Raw genomic sequence first — 15,336 nt, forward strand, 5'->3', positions numbered from 1 at the left:
TTCTGTCCCCTTTTGCCCTCAGGCCGGTTTCATGCCCGGCGCGGGTTCGTCATGGGGAAAATGGCAGGCAGCGAACTGTCCGCCAGGGGCCTTTTCAAGCTTCGGCGTCACGCTGGCGCATTTGTCTTGTGCCCGCGGGCAGCGCAGGCGGAAGGCGCAGCCTTCCGGCGGGCGGATGCGCGAGGGAACGGCGCTGCGTGCGCCGGCAGGGGCAAGCGGCTGGTCGAGATCGATCACCGGCACGGCCTCAAGCAGGGTGCGGGTATAGGGATGGGCCGGGCGGTCATAGATCGCCTTGGCATCGCCGATTTCGACGATTTTGCCCATATAGAGCACGCAGACACGGTCGGAGACATTCTTCACCACGGCGAGATCATGCGAGATGAAGATCAGCGCCAGCTTGCGCTGTTCGCGAATGTCCTGCAGCAGATTGATGATATGAGCCTGGACCGAAACATCGAGCGAGGCGACCGGCTCGTCGCAGACGATCAACTGCGGTTCAACAGCGAGCGCGCGGGCAATGGCAAGGCGCTGGCACTGGCCGCCGGAGAACTGGTGTGGCTTGCGTCCGGCGACCTGTTCGCGGGTAAAGCCGACGGCAGCGAGTGCTGCATCGACGCGTCTGTCACGCTCTGCGCGCGAGACGCCCTGGATTTCAAGTCCCTCGGCGACGATATCCTCGACCTTGCGGCGCGGATTGAAGGAGGACACCGGATCCTGGAAGATCATCTGCAGATGCTGGCGCATGCGGCGCATGTCACCGGCCGACAGGCTGTTGATGTCCTTTTCCTCAAAGGTGATCGCACCTTCTGTTTCGGTGTTGGCGGCGCCGAGAAGGCGTAGCACGGCACGGCCGATCGTTGTCTTGCCGGAGCCGGATTCACCGACAAGGCCGAGTGTCTCACCGGCTGCGACATCGATGGAAACATTATCGACGGCCAGCATGGTTTTGCCCGCACGGGTAAAGCGCACGGAAAGATTTTCGACCTTCAGCAGTGCATCATCGCGCAGCGTAAGGGCAGGGGGCTGATTGTTCATCTATTCGGCCCTTTCCGTTTCGGCATGGTTGATCACAGGACCGTCCGGCTGACCAACGGGAAAGTGGCAGGCAAAACGGTGGTTGCCGTCACTGTTCACTGTCATTTGCGGCATGATCTCGTGGCAGATTGCCTCGGCTGCCGCACAGCGCGGGGCAAAGGGACAGCCCTTGCGGCCAACGGCGAGTGAAGGCGGAGAACCCGGAATGGTGGTGAGCTTGGTATGGGCCGGCTGGTCCATCTTCGGCATGGCCGAAAGCAGGGCTTGCGTGTAACGGTGGCGCGGATTGCGGAACACGACATCGGTTTTGCCATATTCGACGATATGACCGCCATAAAGCACCAGAAGTTCATCGGTTCGCCCGGCGACGATGGCCAGATTGTGCGAGACGATGATCATCGACATTTCGCGTTCACGCTGCAACGCCTGAAGCAGGTCGAGCACTTCCTTCTGCACGGTCACATCAAGCGCCGTTGTCGCCTCATCGGCAATCAGCAACTCCGGCTTGCAGGCAAGGGCGGCGGCAATCATGATGCGCTGCTTCATGCCACCGGAGAAATGATGCGGGAAATAGCCGTAGCAGTCTTGTGGATCGGGAATGCCGACAACGCCGAGCAGTTCGATGGCGCGGGCGCGGGCGTCCTTCTTGGTGAGGCCGAGATGGGCGCGGGCTGCTTCCTCGATCTGGCGGCCGATGCGCACGAACGGGTTAAGCGAGGTCATCGGGTTCTGGAACACCATGCCGACGCGGCGGCCGGTCAGTTCGGCGCGCTTTTGCTGCGGCAGGCTCAACAGATCCTCGCCATCGAAGAAGATCCTGCCGTCGACGCGCATGCCGTTGGGCGTGATGCCCATGATCGCCTTGATCAGCATGGATTTGCCGGCACCGCTTTCACCGACAATGCCAAGTGCGGTTTTTGCGTTGAGGCGGAAGACAATATCTTCGAGCACGCGCACAGGGCCGCTGTCAGTGTTCAGCGTGCAGGAGATCGTGTCGACCCTCAAAAGCGGATTTTCTTTTTCTGTATCAGCCATCTCAAGCACTCCGGTCGCGGCTGTTGAGCCGTCTGGCGAAATAGTCGCCCACCGTGTTCAGCGCATAGACTGTCAGCACAATGGCAAGGATCGGGCCGAGGATCAGTAGCGGAAAACGGCTGATAAGGTCAGTCGAGGCGGCAATCATGCCGCCCCAGGACGGGGCAGGCGCCGGGATGCCGTAACCGAGGAAGGAGAGTGAACCTTCCGTCACGATCAGGCCGGCCATCAGCGTCGGCATGATGGCGGTGAGCGCGGGAACGAGGTTCGGCAGAATTTCCTTCATAAGAATGCGACGGTCGGAAGCGCCCATGGCGCGGGCGGCCAGCACATAATCACGGCTAGACTGCGAAATCACACCGCCCTTGGCGACGCGGGCATAGGTGCCGATGTCGAGAATGCCGAGCACCAGCGTGATCGTCATCACCGAAGAGCCGGTAACGGCAACGAAGGCCAGCACGACGAGGATCGACGGCAGCGACGACATGGTGTTGGCGTAAAGATCGACGATGCGCTCGACGATACCGCGGTAATAGCCGGCCAGTAGACCGAGCATCAACCCGCAGCAGGCCGAAAGCAGCGTCGCAAACAGCACGATGGTCAGCGAGGCGCGTGCGCCCCAGATGACGCGGGACAAAATGCTGCGGCCGATCTCATCTGTGCCAAGCAGTCCGTTGAGCGTCAGGCTCGGCGGCTGCGAGAAATCGCCATAGGGGAAGATCGGGCTGACAAGGCCGGGAATGAAATTCACGAAGGCAGCCGCCAGCACAAGAATGATCAGGAAAATTGCAGAGAGCACTTCGAAGATGGATGCTTCGGGGAAACGCAGCAGCCGGGTTTTGGGCAGAGCCGCTTCAACGATGGCCGAAAGTGTTGCCTTATCGCTTTCTTCCGGCAGGCCGGTCGGAATGTGGGATGACTGACTCATGCGACATCTACCCTGGGATCAATGATGGCGTAGCAGAGATCAACGAGAATGAAGATCGCGACGAAGATGACGACTGTCAGCGAGAGAATGCCCTGAACCACCGCCAGATCATGGTTCTTGACCGCCGAGAGCACGGTCCAGCCAATGCCTGGCACTGCAAAATAGGCCTCGACGACAAAGGAACCGGCCAGCAGATAGGTCATCGACATGCCCATGACCGTGATGATCTGCGGCAGCGCCGGCCGCAACACATGGCGGAACAGGATATAGCTGAGCGACAGGCCCTTGACGCGGGCAACCTGAACGAAATCCTCCTGCAGCGCCGTAACAAATTCGTTGCGGGCCACCCGGTAGAGATAGGCGCATTGGTGCGCTGCAAGGCACATCACGGGAAGACAGACATACCAGAGATTGGCGAGCGGATCGTCGGAGAAAGATTCCCAGCCGGTGGCGGGCAGCCAGCGCAGGATCAGCGAGAAGACATAGGACAGAAGCACGACGATGACGAAGGTCGGCACCGCCAGAAGCAGCGACGAGACGGACCGCATCGCCGTGTCGGCGAATTTGCCCGGATGGCTTGCCGTATACATGGCAAGCGGCACGCCGATCAGGAAGGAGACCAGCTGGGCGAGAAGCGCGATTTCGAAGGTCACGGCCGCCCGGTCAATCAGAAGCTGGGACACCGGTTGCTGGGAAAACAGCGTTACGCCGAAATCGCCATGGATGACGCCGCCGAGCCAGTGCAGATAGCGCTGGAAGATCGGCAGGTTATAGCCATATTCAGCATTGAGCTTGGCAATCTGCTCCTGGGTGGCATTGTCCCCGAGGATCAGCTGAGCTGGTGAACCCGGCGACAGGCTTGCAAGCGCCGTGGCCGCAAATGTGACCAGGAAAAACACCGGCACCCCGGCCAGCAGCCGCATTCCGATCGCTTTTCCGTAAAGCAGGACGCCGTTTCTCAAGGCTCCGCTCCTTCTGTTCTTGTCTTCGCGCCCGAATGTCAGGCGGGGACGGGGTTATCCGTTGATCCGGTCCCCGCCTTTTTCAGGGCGAGGTGACCGCCTCAGACCTTCTTCCATTCAGCTTCGGCATCGAGCCAGCCGCTGTCGCGCTCCAGAAGCTGCTTCTGTTCGGCCTTGGTATAGCCGCCCATGTCATGCTCATCGGCGTAGCGGGTCGACTGGTCGGCGAAGACGTGACGGCCGTAATCCATCATGCCGAACATGGACGCCTTTTCCAGATAGTGCATGGTGACGAGGTTGAAGCCGAGTTCGGCGATCTCATCGAGGGTGACGAAGGGTTTGCCGTCAATGGTGGCGACATCGCCGAACATCTTCCAGCCGGGCAGAACCTTGGCGACCTTCTTGCATTCGTCCAGCGTGCGCAGTCCGTGGACATAGGTCATCTCGGCGCCGAGTTCGGCAGCACGCACACAGCGTTCGATCGCATCGTCGAGGCCTTTTTCAAGCTTCGATTCCGAGCGGGCGATGATGACGCAGTCGGTGCCTTCGCAGGCTTCGATGCCGGCCTTGATCTTGGCGAGCCAGAGTTCGGCGGATACGACTTCATGGGTAACATTGCCGTCGAGCTTGCCGGCCAGCGTTGCCTCTTCCATCGCGCGGCCGAAGCGGGCATAGCCGCGCTCGTTCGGGGTATCTTCAATCAGGATGGCAGCGGCACCGGCCTTGGCCAGGCGCTTGCAGGTGCGATAGGCCTGGGCAACGTCGCCAAACCCGTCATCGGCATCGATGATCAGCGGCAGCGGCGAATAATCGGCAATCCGGTCGGTGGCCCAGATCAGTTCTTCCTGATTGTGCAGGCCCATATCGGGAACGCCGGACATGGAGAAGCCGACCGATGCGCCGCTCAAAAGTGTGGCCTTGAAGCCGGCCATTTCGGCGGCCTTGGCGGAATAGCAGTCCCAGACGCAGGGGGTGAAGACCTGTTCGCGGGCGAAAAGCTCGCGGAAAGTGGTTCTGGGTCGCTTGTCGAACATGTGTGATGCCTTTTTTTAAGGGATGGTTGTTCTTCCGCCGGGGCAGGCCGCTGAAATGCCGGTCGGCCCGGGTTGCGATCCGCCCTCAGGCGGATCGCGATATCTACGTTCTAGCTTACTTCTTGGCCTGGCAGGCGTCGTCGCAAACATAGAGATACTGCTTCTGCAGCATGCCGCCATCGGACGGTACGATGCCGCCGGTGTTGTCGCGCAGCAGCAGGAAGCGCGTTTCCGAACCGAAGATATAGAGCGGTAGGTCTTCTGCGACCATCTTCTGAACGTCGAGATAGTCAGCCTTGACCTCGGCGTCGTCCATGGTGGCGCTGGCGGCCTTCAGCTCTTCGTCCATCTTCGGATTGCTGTACTGGCCCCAGTTGTAGATGCCGTCGGACGCCAGATGACCGGAAATGGTCGGCTCGGCGCCGTTGGCAACCAGAACGCCGCCGTCGACGCAAAGGTCGAAGTTCAGCTGGTCCTTGCAGGTGGTGGTCAGCATGGCCTGATCGACGATGTCGACGTCGACCTTGACGTTCTTGTAGGCGCTCATGACCTGCTGGACGTAGGATGCCAGACGCTTCAGGTCGGAGTTGGAATAGGTGACCAGCTTCATTTCGAAAGGCTTGCCCTCATCGGCCAGCTCATCGAAAATCTTCTGGGCATCTTCCGGATTGTATTCCGGCAGATTGTATTCCGTCTGGTAGTAAGGCGAGACCTGCGTGAAATAGTTGTTCGGCGTGACATAGCCACCGGTCTGCGTATAGGCCTGCATCAGGCGCGAACGGTCGATCGCCTCATAGAAAGCCTTGCGGGCACGCACATCGGTGAAGGGGCCGGATGTCTGGTTGAAGAAGGCGCGGTAGAGGCCCGGGATCGGGATCTCATGCGTGGCAACGCCGGGGGCTTCAGCATTGGAGCCGAACTGGTAGGGGTAACCGGCCATCATGGTCGCGCCGCCCTGAACAACAGTTGCGATACGGCTGTTGGTTTCCGGAATGATCTTGAAGTTCAGCGTGTCGAGATAGGGGCGCGGCTGATCCCAGTAGTTGGGGTTGCGCTTCAGCGTCATGGAAACGCCCTGATCCCAGCTGTCAAAGATGAACGGGCCGGCGCCGACGGGCTTGATGTCGGACTTCTGCTTGGCAGCGGCCAGTTCCTTCGGCGAGCCGATGAAGGGCGCCTGCTGGGCAAGCTGCGAACCGAAATTGCGGTTCGGCTGGTCGAGCGTGATCGTCAGTGTCAGCGGATCGATGATCTTGATGCTCTTGTCCCAGGACGAAACGAAAGCCTGGGTCGGGGCCATGGTTTCCGGGTCGGCCATGCGATCCCAGTTATACTTCACGGCTTCGGCGTCATAGGCTTCGCCATCGGAAAAGGTGATGCCGGGGCGCAGCTTCAGCGTCCAGGTCTGGGCGTCTTCGCTGGTCAGGCTCTCGGCCATGCCGCCCTGGATCTTGCCGTTGACGTCGATATAGACGAGCACGCCGTAAATGGCGTCACGGACGTCCATCGGGCCACCCGGATAGGTGCCGTTGGTCAGCGCCGGATCCCAGCTGGTGATATCCGAACCGTTAATGATGGTCATTTCACCACCGGCGATCGGCTGCTGGTCGTCAGCAACGGCCTTGGTGGCGACTGCGCCCGAAATGACGGGTGCGGTTGCTGCAAGCGCCAGCGCCATCATCAGCGCGCGGCCAGAGGTGAGGAAAGTGCCGGAAAGGCGCTTCGAAGTGAATGGCATTGCCTGTTTCTCCAATCTCTCCGTCCCTTCATGAGCGGACGGATACATGTTCCCGATTGTGATTTCTATGCGGCATGGGTTGCATGCCGGAAAACGAACCCCACGCTAGTGGTCCGCCTGATCCGTGTCCCTCCATCTCCTGACGGCCGGATGGCTGATATCAAACAGGTCGAGTGCCCGGCCGACACTCTGATTGATGATGTCGTCGATCGTCTTGGGCTTTGTGTAAAAGCCCGGAACGGGGGGCATGATGATGGCGCCGCTGCGGGTCGCCTGATCCATCAATGCGATATGTCCGGCATGGAACGGGGTCTCGCGCAGCATCAGCACGAGCCGGCGGCGTTCCTTCAGGCAGACATCGGCTGCCCGCGTAATCAGGTCTTCGGCGTAGCAATGGGCAATGCCGCTGAGCGTCTTGACCGAGCAGGGCGCGACCAGCATGCCGGCGGAGCGGAACGAGCCCGATGCAATGGCCGCCCCGATATCCTTATGGCTGTAATTGACGTCGGCGAGCGCGCGGATTTCGTCCGCGCTCATGTCGATGCCCTCTTCCTGCGCAGTGCGGATCGCCGATGGCGAGATCACCAGATGGGTCTCGACATCCTCGATCGCGCGCAGCATTTCGAGCGCGCGGATGCCGTAGCAGGTCCCGGATGCTCCGGTGATGGCGACGATCAAACGGCGCATTGTCGTCTCCTGTTTCCGGCGCTCCGCGCGCTTTGTCCGTTGCTTCCGACAGCGAAGGGGGGAACTGTCATGGCAGAAGGTCCGGACGGATGGTTGAGAGAAGGCTGCGCATGCGGGCATAGGCGTCTTCTGGCGGCAGGGCCTTGTCATAGCCCTGTGAACGGTCGCCGGCCTTCATCGTCGCGTCGTAGCCGATCTTGGCGACAACGCCGCCGTCTTCCTGGGCTTCAGAGCGGTCAGCCGGCAGGTCGTTGATGATCAGAACGTCGCGTTCGGCGCGCATGCGGGTCATCTTGGCAAGTTCGACGGCTGCCAGATCCCACGGATCGACATCTGCGTCGATGATGGTGACATTCTTGATGATGCTGACAGCACCCCAGCAGATTGCCATGGCGCGGCGCGCCTGACCGGGGCGGGGATCCTTCAGCTGGACGATCACGTCGTTACGGCCGGAACCGGTGGCGGTGACGGCAACATCACCGACATTTTGCAGCGCGCGGGAAAGCTGCGCCTTCAGCGAGGCGGCGATCGGCACGGCCGCGATGAAGATATGTTCGGCGTGATAGCCGGGCTCGATCACCTGGAACATGGCATCAGCCCGGTTGGTGCGGGCCTGGAAGCTGCAGATCAGACCGCTGCCATAATCCTCATACATGCCGTGATATTCGGAGACCGGGCCTTCGACCAGCGGACGGTCCGAATGAATGAGGCCTTCGAGGACAACCTCGGCTTCGGCCGGAACAAGCAGGTCGGAACTGACGGTCTTGGCCATGCGTACCGGCGCGCCGAGCAGGGCACCGGCATTTTCCATCTCGTCATCGCCGAGGCCGAGATAGAGGCAAGCGGCCAGCTGAATGGCAGGGTGGGCACCGAGTACGACGGCGAAGGGCAACGGTTTGCCCATGGCGGCGGCCTTGCGGGCCATGATGGCGAGGTGATGGTTCGGCGCAATGCCGATCATCGCCTCATTTTCGTTGAGGACCTTCAGACGGGCGTAAGAGGCATTGCCGAGACCGGTTTCGGGATCCTTGGCGATGATCATGCCGGCAGAAATGTAAGGGCCGGTCTCCCGCTGGAAAAAATGCGGAACCGGCAGACCAGCGAGAACATTTTCGCGGACGACAACCTCCTGGACCGGGGCGTTGTCGATGATTTCCGGCTTGAGCGGATTGCGCACGGCGTCCGTCAGGGTCTTCTGGATCTGATCGACAGACACGCCAAGTGCCATTGCAATGCGCTCGCGGCTGGTCAGAAGGTTGCCGAAGAGCCGCATGTCGGAGCCTTCGATTTTGTCGAAGCGCACGGCCGCGCGGTGGTCGGCGAGCGACAGCATCGCCGATACATCGAACTTCGCACTGACCGGCTTGTCGACAACGAGCAATTCGCCCTTGCCCTCAAGAGCATTGAGAATGCTTCTGCATGACTGATCATCCGTGCGGGTGTTTTCCGCTGCGGGGATCGGGGAAATGGTCTTTTCAACAACAGACGTCACGCAGGCAGTCCTTCATCACATTCAAATTATGAAAATGATTATGAGAGACGGGTTCCGGCCTTGGTAGCGGTCTGAAACCGAAGCGGCCCATAGGAGAAATTGAACAGTGATACTCTATGGTTGCTTGTCGAATTTAATAAAACCCAGGGTGTTTTCGATGGCCGGATTTTAAGGGCACCGGTGTCGAACCTGATCGCAGCGATCTGCGGAGGGCCGGCGGGGCGACTCGTCAATTTGGCCGCAGCCGCTGTGGAAAACCACTATTCTCCGGTGCTCAAGTGATGTATCGATTGCTCAGGGCAGAGCTCCTGCCGGAACCTTTCCTTTCATTTCTGTTTTGTGCTGGTCCTCATGCCCAAGACCCTGTCGCTCGTCTATTCGAATCCCGTGCTCAGACTGTCTGCTACCGGGCTATTCTTTTTTGGTTTTGCCGGTGCTGCGACCTCGCCCTATCTGTCGATCATCGGCATTCAGGAGCTGGGCATGTCGGATCGCGCTTATGCGCTGGTGATCCTTCTCGGCGCCCTTGTCTCGGTGGTGGCGAGTATCCTGATCGGCTCGCTCGCCGATCGGATCGGCAGTTTCAGGGTCTCGCTGATGATCACCAGCCTCACTGGTGTGATCGGGTTTCTCTGGGTCTATCTGCTGCCGTCACAATCCTCTTTCATGATCGCCAAAATACTGTTCATCCCCTTTTTCACGGCGCTCAATCCGCTGATCTTCGCCAATGTCAGGGTGCAGATCGTTGGGCGACCCTATCAGGAAATGGTGTCGGTCAACGCGGCGGTCCGCGCCGTTCTGTCGCTGTCCTGGGTGCTGGTGCCGGGCGTGGTCGGCGCCATGCTCGCAGGCAGTTCCAGCATGCTGCCGTCCTTCCTTTTCGCAGGTCTTGCGTCACTTGTCTGCGTGACACTGTTTTCGCTTTCGGGCCACGAGCCGGAGGCCGTGGTTGCCAGTCGCCGCAGCGAGCCGTTCCTGAAGGCTTTTGCCGCCTTTGCCGGGGCGGGACTGTGGATCCGCCTGCTGGCAATCTCGCTGATCACGGCGATGATGCATATGTGCGGCACGGTGCTGCCGCTGATCATCACTGGTCAGGCGGGCGGAACGGTCTCGGATGTCGGCATGCTTGTCGGTATTGTCGCGGGCCTGGAGATCGTTTTCATCATCTTCTGGTCCTATGTCGAGCGCGTGCTGCCGCATGTGGTTACGTTGGTGATCGGTGCATCGGTCTATGTCGTCTATCTCTATCTGCTCGGCCATGTCACCGCGCCCTGGCAGGCCTATGCGCTGACGCCGGTTGCAGGCCTTGGCGCTGCCGCGATCATTTCCGTGCCGATCACCTATCTGCAGAACCTGATCGAAGATCGTCCCGGCGTCGGCAGTTCGCTGATTTCGGTGAACATGTTCGCAAGTGCTGGCCTTGCTGCGGGCCTGTTTGCGCTTGGAACGCGTTTTACCGACTATTCCGGCACGGCGATCCTTTCGGCCGCCGCCGGTCTCATCGGCTGTATTCTGGTTCTGGCGCTTGACGGACCGAAGCGGCTGCGCTGAACAGCTGACAAGCAGAAGGCCTCCCGGTTGCTGCCGGGAGGCCTTTGTCCGTCTGACCGTTGCTTTCAGGCGTTTTCGTAGCGAAAGCTGTCAAAATCGGCGGAAAAAGTGCCTCCGGCGAGGTCATAGGCGGCCATGCCGATGAAATTGCCGGTGAAGCTGCCATTGGCACCGCGTCCGCCCTTGCTATCGCCGGAAAGCGCCGGATAGTTGCGTAACCAGCCCCGGAATTCGCCGGAGCTGAGAATATCGGCATAATTGCTAAGTATCCATTCATGCGGCAGGCCGATCGGCGAAAAGCGCAGCTCGCCAAGGCTCTTGAAGCCACCGAACACGGTGATGGAGAGCGGCAGCTGGATAAACAGCGATGTGCCGATGATCTTCAGCGAATTGCCGAAGGAATGGAGAAAAATCCGGTTTCCCGCCAGCCGCTCGAAATTCTGCAGGCCGACGAAATCCGTCGGCGAACCGTAGCCATTCCACTTGTAGAGCGAGAAATGCGCCGCATCGATCATCGGCAGCATGACGACAGTGGTGAAGAGAATGAAGGCGGGCAACATGAAGATCACGAGCGTTACCAGCGCATTCGAGGGGCGTTCATGGTCTTCGTTGGGCCTTCCCTTTGCTGCCCGCATTCCCGTCGATGATGCACGGATGCTGGATGAGAGCGCCTGCGGAAAGCCGTTCAGCTTATCCTTCGTCATGGAAAAGGCGCATGTCTTTGATGACGAGACGGGCGCCAATCTGACGCTCTGATCAGTCCTTGTCGGCGATGAGATGGGCGTAGCGGGCAGGGTCCCGCTCGCTGGCAATGGCTGCAAGCCGCTCGCGTTCGCTTTCATATTCAAGCATGCGTCCCGCGCGCTCCAGTGCCATTTCGGCATAGGCGCGGGAGGCCTTGCCATAGCCCGCGCCCGGCAGATGCTCCAGCGATTTCAGCGCCCGCTGCAATGCAATGCCGACCTCGATCAGACCGGCGCCATCGCGTGAAATGCCAGTGAAAGCGGCATCGAAAAAGGCATTGGGCTCCAGCGGCATGATGTGAATGTGGCGATGAAGCGGTTCTGTCTCGGCCTTGATTTCCCGTCCGACAGCCAGAACCCGCACCAGATTGTTGATCACATCGATGGCGGTGCCGGGATCGTTGATGCCGGGCGACATGGCGCGCATGGCGATCTGCGATAAGACCGTCAGGCCGTAAAGCGGGTCCTGGTCATAGCTGCGTTCGGGTCCAAGCGCGAAAGTGGCGCGGATTTTCTCGATCATCTCGTCAGCGGGGCGCTTTCGGCCTTCAAGCTTCAGCCCGGCAACGAAACGGCCGGGCGTGACAAAGACACCGGGGCGCTCGAGGATATAGATATCCGCATCGACTTCCTCGGCGACAGCATTGAGCGCGGCAAGGTCGATGAAACGCAGATAGCCGATGTGATTGTGCTCGATCAGCGTCAGATCTTCAGGCGCATCGTGAAAGGCATGAGCACCGAAAAGCGGTGTCTGGCGAAAGCTGCACATGGCGAGCTGGGCGGCCTGTTCGACCTGCATGATGGTGTTGGAGACCTGGCCAAGGCTGCCGAGATGGCTGATCCAGCGCAGCAGCATGACGACGATCACCACGATCAGCAGCAGCGTGACGACGAACAGGACGAAACGCCCGCCATCGCCGTAAAGCCCGGACTTCAGGGCAATCAGCCCGACAAGGGAAAACAGGAAGGCACCGAGAAAGGTCGCCAGCGCGCCCTGCGCCGTGCGGTCCTGCAGCAGGTTGGAAACAGCGCGCGGCGTAGCGTTCTGCGCGGCTGACGAGGTGGCGGAAACAAGCGTGTTGAGTGAGAAGACTGTGACCGTCAGCATGCTGGTGGCGATGATTTCCAGCAGTGATCCGACGGCATCGATCCCGGCGAAATCACCAAGTGCCACAGGGATGTAGGGATCAAGCGCCGCACCGGCAAGCGCGGTGAAAACACCGGCAAGGCAGAAGGCCGCCGCCATGAACCAGATCTGGCGCATGGCCTCGCGGATCTGCCAGAGCGACATGCCCAGTTTCACGTTTCATCCCCTTCACATTCTGCTGCCATGACGCTGAGCTTTCTCAACGTATTGAGATTGCGTCCGGTTCCCCGTTCCAGCCCTTTCAGTTTCAGCTTCGAACGTCCCGAACCGGTCGGATAGTGGACATGGACCGCGTGGCCGATAATGCTCACCGTCTCGCCATCCGGCGCCATCATGGTGTCGAGTATGGCGGGATCGGGCGGTGTCTGGAACAGGTAGATGATCGAGCGGGCCGGATCACCGTCTCCCAGCGGTGAGGCCGCGAGCATCTGGTCGAATGCGGCGCGCGAGCACAGAAAAACCTCGAAATCCTGCCCGGTCAGCGCCAGAAGTGCCTGTTGCAGCCCGAAACGGGCGGCATCTTCCTGAAGCTGCGTTGCAAAGACGGCGTTGCCGCTCTGGATATAGGTCTTTACGCCGGAAAAACCCGCCGCCTCGCAGGCTGCTTTAAGCTCGGTTGCGGCAAGTCTGCCCCGGCCGCCGACATTGACCGCACGCAGGAGCGCTATGAATGCGGCCATGTCGGTGTCCTCGCTTTGCTAGAACTTGCTGGGCTAGAGCTTGCCCGCTGCCTTGATGGCGAAGGCATATTCAAGGGCGATTTCCTCCAGCCGCTGGAACCGGCCGGAGGCGCCGCCATGGCCTGCATCCATATTGGTGCGCAGCAGGATCGGCGCATCATCCGTGCTCCTGTCGCGCAGACGCGCCACCCATTTCGCAGGTTCCCAATAGGTTACCCGCGGATCGGTGAGGCCGCCAAGCGCCAGGATCGCCGGATAGGGCTTTTCCGCGACATTATCATAGGGGCTATAGCTCGCCATGTAGTCGTAGGATTCCTTCGATGCGATCGGATTGCCCCATTCGGGCCATTCCGGCGGTGTCAGCGGCAATGTATCGTCCAGCATGGTGTTCAGCACATCGACAAAGGGCACGGCGGCGATAATGCCGGAGAATAGTTCCGGCGCCATATTGGCAACCGCGCCCATCAGCATGCCGCCGGCCGAGCCACCCTCGGCGACGATCTGTCCCCGCGTGGTGAAGCCTTCGGCGATCAGCGCTTCGGCACTGGCGAGGAAGTCTGTGAAAGTGTTCTTCTTGGCAAACATCTTGCCGTCTTCATACCAGCCAAAGCCCTTGTCCTTGCCGCCGCGAATATGGGCGATGGCATAGATGAAGCCGCGATCAACCAGCGACAGGCAATTGGTCGAGAAGGAGGCGGGGATAGTGATGCCATAGGCGCCATAGCCATAGAGCAGGCAGGGCGCTGAGCCATCCAGCGGCGTGTCCTTGTGATAGACGATCGAGACCGGCACCAGCTGCCCATCGGCGGCTTTTGCCTGAATGCGGCGGGTGACATAATCATCCGGATTATGGCCAGACGGCACGTCCTGCGTTTTCAGAAGCGTGCGCTCGCGCGTCGCCATATTGTAATCATAGAGCTGCGACGGGGTCGTCATCGATGAATAGGAGAAGCGGATGACGTCGGTGTCATATTCGGCGGCACCCTGAAGGCCGAGCGCATAGGCTTCCTCATCAAAGGCAATGGCGTGCTCTTCACCGCTCTTGCGGTCGCGGATGACGATGCGCGGCAGGCCGCCGAAACGCTCGAGCCAGATGAGATGGCGGGCAAAGGCCATGTGGCTGAGGATCAGCCGGCCTTCCACATGCGGCACGACCTCGCGCCAGTTTTCCTTGCCCGGTGCCGTCACGGGTGTTTCGACGATCTTGAAGTCCTTGGCACCGTCGGCATTGGTGAGGATGTAGAAGACATCGCCGCCTTCCGTCAGATCATATTCGACCTGGGTCTCACGCGGGGCAACCAGCGCCGGGGGCTGGCCCAGCCGGTCTGCGGCGATGAGGTGCGTTTCCGAGGTCTCATGGTCGTGAATATCGATAAAGACGAAATCATCAAGGAGTGAGCCGCCGACACCGACGAAGAAACCAGGATCTTCTTCTTCGTAAACCAGGACGTCGGCGCTCTGTGCGGTTCCCAGAATATGGCGGAAGACCTTGGAAGGGCGGTGATTTTCGTCAACCTCGGTATAGAAGAAGCTTTTGCCGTCCGGTGCCCAGATCCCGTCGCCGCCGGTGTTTTCGATCCGGTCGTCAAGATCCGTGCCGGTCGTAAGGTCGCGAACACGCAGGGTGTAAAATTCCGACCCCTTGTCATCATAGCTCCAGATGCCAAGCTTGTGATCGCTGGAATGAGAAAGCCCGCCAAGCCGGAAATAGGCCTTGCCTTCGCTTTCCCTGTCGCCGTTGAGCAAGGTTGCGCGGATTGCCGCATCTTTGACATCACCGTCGCGCGGGATGCGAAAGAAATGCGGCTGCTCGCCACCAGTGACGAAGCCGGTGCCGTAGGCGAAGGGGCCGTCCTTCATTGGCACCGAGCTGTCATCTTCCTTGATACGGCCGCGCATTTCGGCAAACAACGCCTTTTGCAGCGCTTCGGTGTCTGCCATGGCGGCGGTCATATAGGCGTTTTCCGCCTCCAGATGGGCGCGGATTTCCAGATCCAGAATGGCCGGGTCCTTGAACATGGCCTGCCAGTTATCGGCGCGCAGCCAGGCATATTCGTCCGTGCGGGTGATGCCATGGCGCGTGTCTGTTGCCGGATGTTTGGGCGCATGCGGCGCTTTGGGCAGGTTTTTGAAGCGTTGTTCGGGCATGATTTTCCTTTCCCGTTTGGACAGGAAGATAAGTGGCTGCCACTTTTGCATCAAGATCCCTGTTCAATGTAGGCTAGCGCTGACACTGAAAACTATGCATAGTGCCGTCGCTTCGATTACAAGTTATTGCAAAAACTAGGAAAACAGGGAAAC

15 protein-coding genes are annotated in these 15,336 nt (G+C 60.0%); 3 read left to right on the forward strand and 12 right to left on the reverse strand.

What is annotated here, in order from left to right; translation table 11 throughout:
- Positions 1-18: 18 nt before the first annotated feature.
- The 8 genes from FJU08_RS07650 to FJU08_RS07685 form a co-directional block, all read right to left on the reverse strand.
- Positions 19-1,038, reverse strand: a complete 1,020-nt coding sequence (locus FJU08_RS07650) for an ABC transporter ATP-binding protein (protein WP_141148382.1) — start codon at positions 1,036-1,038, stop codon at positions 19-21.
- Complete coding sequence (locus FJU08_RS07655) at positions 1,039-2,073, reverse strand: ABC transporter ATP-binding protein (protein WP_141148383.1); 1,035 nt, start codon at positions 2,071-2,073, stop codon at positions 1,039-1,041.
- A 1-nt stretch (position 2,074) separates the two neighbouring features.
- Positions 2,075-3,001, reverse strand: coding sequence for an ABC transporter permease (locus tag FJU08_RS07660; protein ID WP_141148384.1), 927 nt, complete (start codon positions 2,999-3,001; stop codon positions 2,075-2,077).
- Complete coding sequence (locus FJU08_RS07665) at positions 2,998-3,924, reverse strand: ABC transporter permease (protein ID WP_141148615.1); 927 nt, start codon at positions 3,922-3,924, stop codon at positions 2,998-3,000. The genes FJU08_RS07660 and FJU08_RS07665 overlap by 4 nt, the downstream gene beginning before the upstream one ends.
- Positions 3,925-4,064: 140 nt before the next feature.
- Complete coding sequence (locus FJU08_RS07670) at positions 4,065-4,997, reverse strand: isocitrate lyase/PEP mutase family protein (protein ID WP_141148385.1); 933 nt, start codon at positions 4,995-4,997, stop codon at positions 4,065-4,067.
- Positions 4,998-5,112: 115 nt separating this feature from the next.
- Positions 5,113-6,735 (reverse strand): ABC transporter substrate-binding protein, encoded by a 1,623-nt coding sequence (locus FJU08_RS07675; protein WP_141148386.1) that lies wholly within the window; start codon positions 6,733-6,735, stop codon positions 5,113-5,115.
- 105 nt (positions 6,736-6,840) lie between these two features.
- Entirely contained in the window at positions 6,841-7,422 is a 582-nt protein-coding gene (locus FJU08_RS07680; protein WP_141148387.1) for a UbiX family flavin prenyltransferase, read from the reverse strand.
- Positions 7,423-7,489: 67 nt separating this feature from the next.
- Positions 7,490-8,914, reverse strand: a complete 1,425-nt coding sequence (locus FJU08_RS07685) for a UbiD family decarboxylase (RefSeq protein WP_235890626.1) — start codon at positions 8,912-8,914, stop codon at positions 7,490-7,492.
- Positions 8,915-9,013: 99 nt separating this feature from the next.
- Between FJU08_RS07685 and FJU08_RS22955 the strand changes: the two genes are divergently transcribed.
- Positions 9,014-9,196, forward strand: a complete 183-nt coding sequence (locus FJU08_RS22955; protein ID WP_210245209.1) for a hypothetical protein — start codon at positions 9,014-9,016, stop codon at positions 9,194-9,196.
- A 69-nt stretch (positions 9,197-9,265) separates the two neighbouring features.
- Positions 9,266-10,465 (forward strand): MFS transporter, encoded by a 1,200-nt coding sequence (locus tag FJU08_RS07690; protein WP_141148388.1) that lies wholly within the window; start codon positions 9,266-9,268, stop codon positions 10,463-10,465.
- 65 nt (positions 10,466-10,530) lie between these two features.
- Here the strand turns inward: FJU08_RS07690 and FJU08_RS23055 are convergent, their stop codons facing one another.
- Positions 10,531-11,025: a beta-xylosidase family glycoside hydrolase gene (locus tag FJU08_RS23055; RefSeq protein WP_235890636.1), complete on the reverse strand. Its 495-nt coding sequence runs from the start codon at positions 11,023-11,025 to the stop codon at positions 10,531-10,533.
- Between FJU08_RS23055 and FJU08_RS23060 the strand changes: the two genes are divergently transcribed.
- The gene (locus FJU08_RS23060) at positions 11,024-11,221 is read left to right on the forward strand and encodes a hypothetical protein (RefSeq protein WP_141148390.1); all 198 of its coding nucleotides are present in this window, start codon (positions 11,024-11,026) and stop codon (positions 11,219-11,221) included. The two genes, FJU08_RS23055 and FJU08_RS23060, sit on opposite strands and share 2 nt — an antisense overlap.
- Here the strand turns inward: FJU08_RS23060 and FJU08_RS23065 are convergent, their stop codons facing one another.
- From FJU08_RS23065 to FJU08_RS07715, 3 genes are read right to left on the reverse strand one after another with little or no spacing between them, the layout of a single operon-like run.
- Positions 11,222-12,511, reverse strand: coding sequence for a DUF2254 domain-containing protein (locus FJU08_RS23065; protein WP_141148391.1), 1,290 nt, complete (start codon positions 12,509-12,511; stop codon positions 11,222-11,224).
- The gene (locus FJU08_RS07710) at positions 12,508-13,035 is read right to left on the reverse strand and encodes a DUF1697 domain-containing protein (RefSeq protein ID WP_141148392.1); all 528 of its coding nucleotides are present in this window, start codon (positions 13,033-13,035) and stop codon (positions 12,508-12,510) included. Before FJU08_RS07710 ends, FJU08_RS23065 begins: the two co-directional genes overlap by 4 nt.
- A gap of 33 nt (positions 13,036-13,068) precedes the next feature.
- Positions 13,069-15,183 carry a S9 family peptidase gene (locus tag FJU08_RS07715; protein ID WP_141148393.1) on the reverse strand — a complete coding sequence of 705 codons (2,115 nt, stop codon included), beginning with the start codon at positions 15,181-15,183 and terminating at the stop codon, positions 13,069-13,071.
- Positions 15,184-15,336 lie beyond the last annotated feature (153 nt).

The sequence above is a fragment of the Martelella alba genome (genome assembly GCF_006516955.1).
GTDB classification, from domain to species: domain Bacteria; phylum Pseudomonadota; class Alphaproteobacteria; order Rhizobiales; family Rhizobiaceae; genus Martelella; species Martelella alba.

What these genes read in the sequence shown, in the direction of transcription:
- FJU08_RS07650 (WP_141148382.1), bottom strand. Translation starts at nt 1,038, where the DNA reads ATGAACAATCAGCCCCCTGCCCTTACGCTGCGCGATGATGCACTGCTG.
- FJU08_RS07655 (WP_141148383.1), bottom strand. Translation starts at nt 2,073, where the DNA reads ATGGCTGATACAGAAAAAGAAAATCCGCTTTTGAGGGTCGACACGATC.
- FJU08_RS07660 (WP_141148384.1), bottom strand. Translation starts at nt 3,001, where the DNA reads ATGAGTCAGTCATCCCACATTCCGACCGGCCTGCCGGAAGAAAGCGAT.
- FJU08_RS07665 (WP_141148615.1), bottom strand. Translation starts at nt 3,924, where the DNA reads ATGCGGCTGCTGGCCGGGGTGCCGGTGTTTTTCCTGGTCACATTTGCG.
- FJU08_RS07670 (WP_141148385.1), bottom strand. Translation starts at nt 4,997, where the DNA reads ATGTTCGACAAGCGACCCAGAACCACTTTCCGCGAGCTTTTCGCCCGC.
- FJU08_RS07675 (WP_141148386.1), bottom strand. Translation starts at nt 6,735, where the DNA reads ATGCCATTCACTTCGAAGCGCCTTTCCGGCACTTTCCTCACCTCTGGC.
- FJU08_RS07680 (WP_141148387.1), bottom strand. Translation starts at nt 7,422, where the DNA reads ATGCGCCGTTTGATCGTCGCCATCACCGGAGCATCCGGGACCTGCTAC.
- FJU08_RS07690 (WP_141148388.1), top strand. Translation starts at nt 9,266, where the DNA reads ATGCCCAAGACCCTGTCGCTCGTCTATTCGAATCCCGTGCTCAGACTG.
- FJU08_RS23060 (WP_141148390.1), top strand. Translation starts at nt 11,024, where the DNA reads ATGAAGATCACGAGCGTTACCAGCGCATTCGAGGGGCGTTCATGGTCT.
- FJU08_RS23055 (WP_235890636.1), bottom strand. Translation starts at nt 11,025, where the DNA reads ATGTTGCCCGCCTTCATTCTCTTCACCACTGTCGTCATGCTGCCGATG.
- FJU08_RS07710 (WP_141148392.1), bottom strand. Translation starts at nt 13,035, where the DNA reads ATGGCCGCATTCATAGCGCTCCTGCGTGCGGTCAATGTCGGCGGCCGG.
- FJU08_RS07715 (WP_141148393.1), bottom strand. Translation starts at nt 15,183, where the DNA reads ATGCCCGAACAACGCTTCAAAAACCTGCCCAAAGCGCCGCATGCGCCC.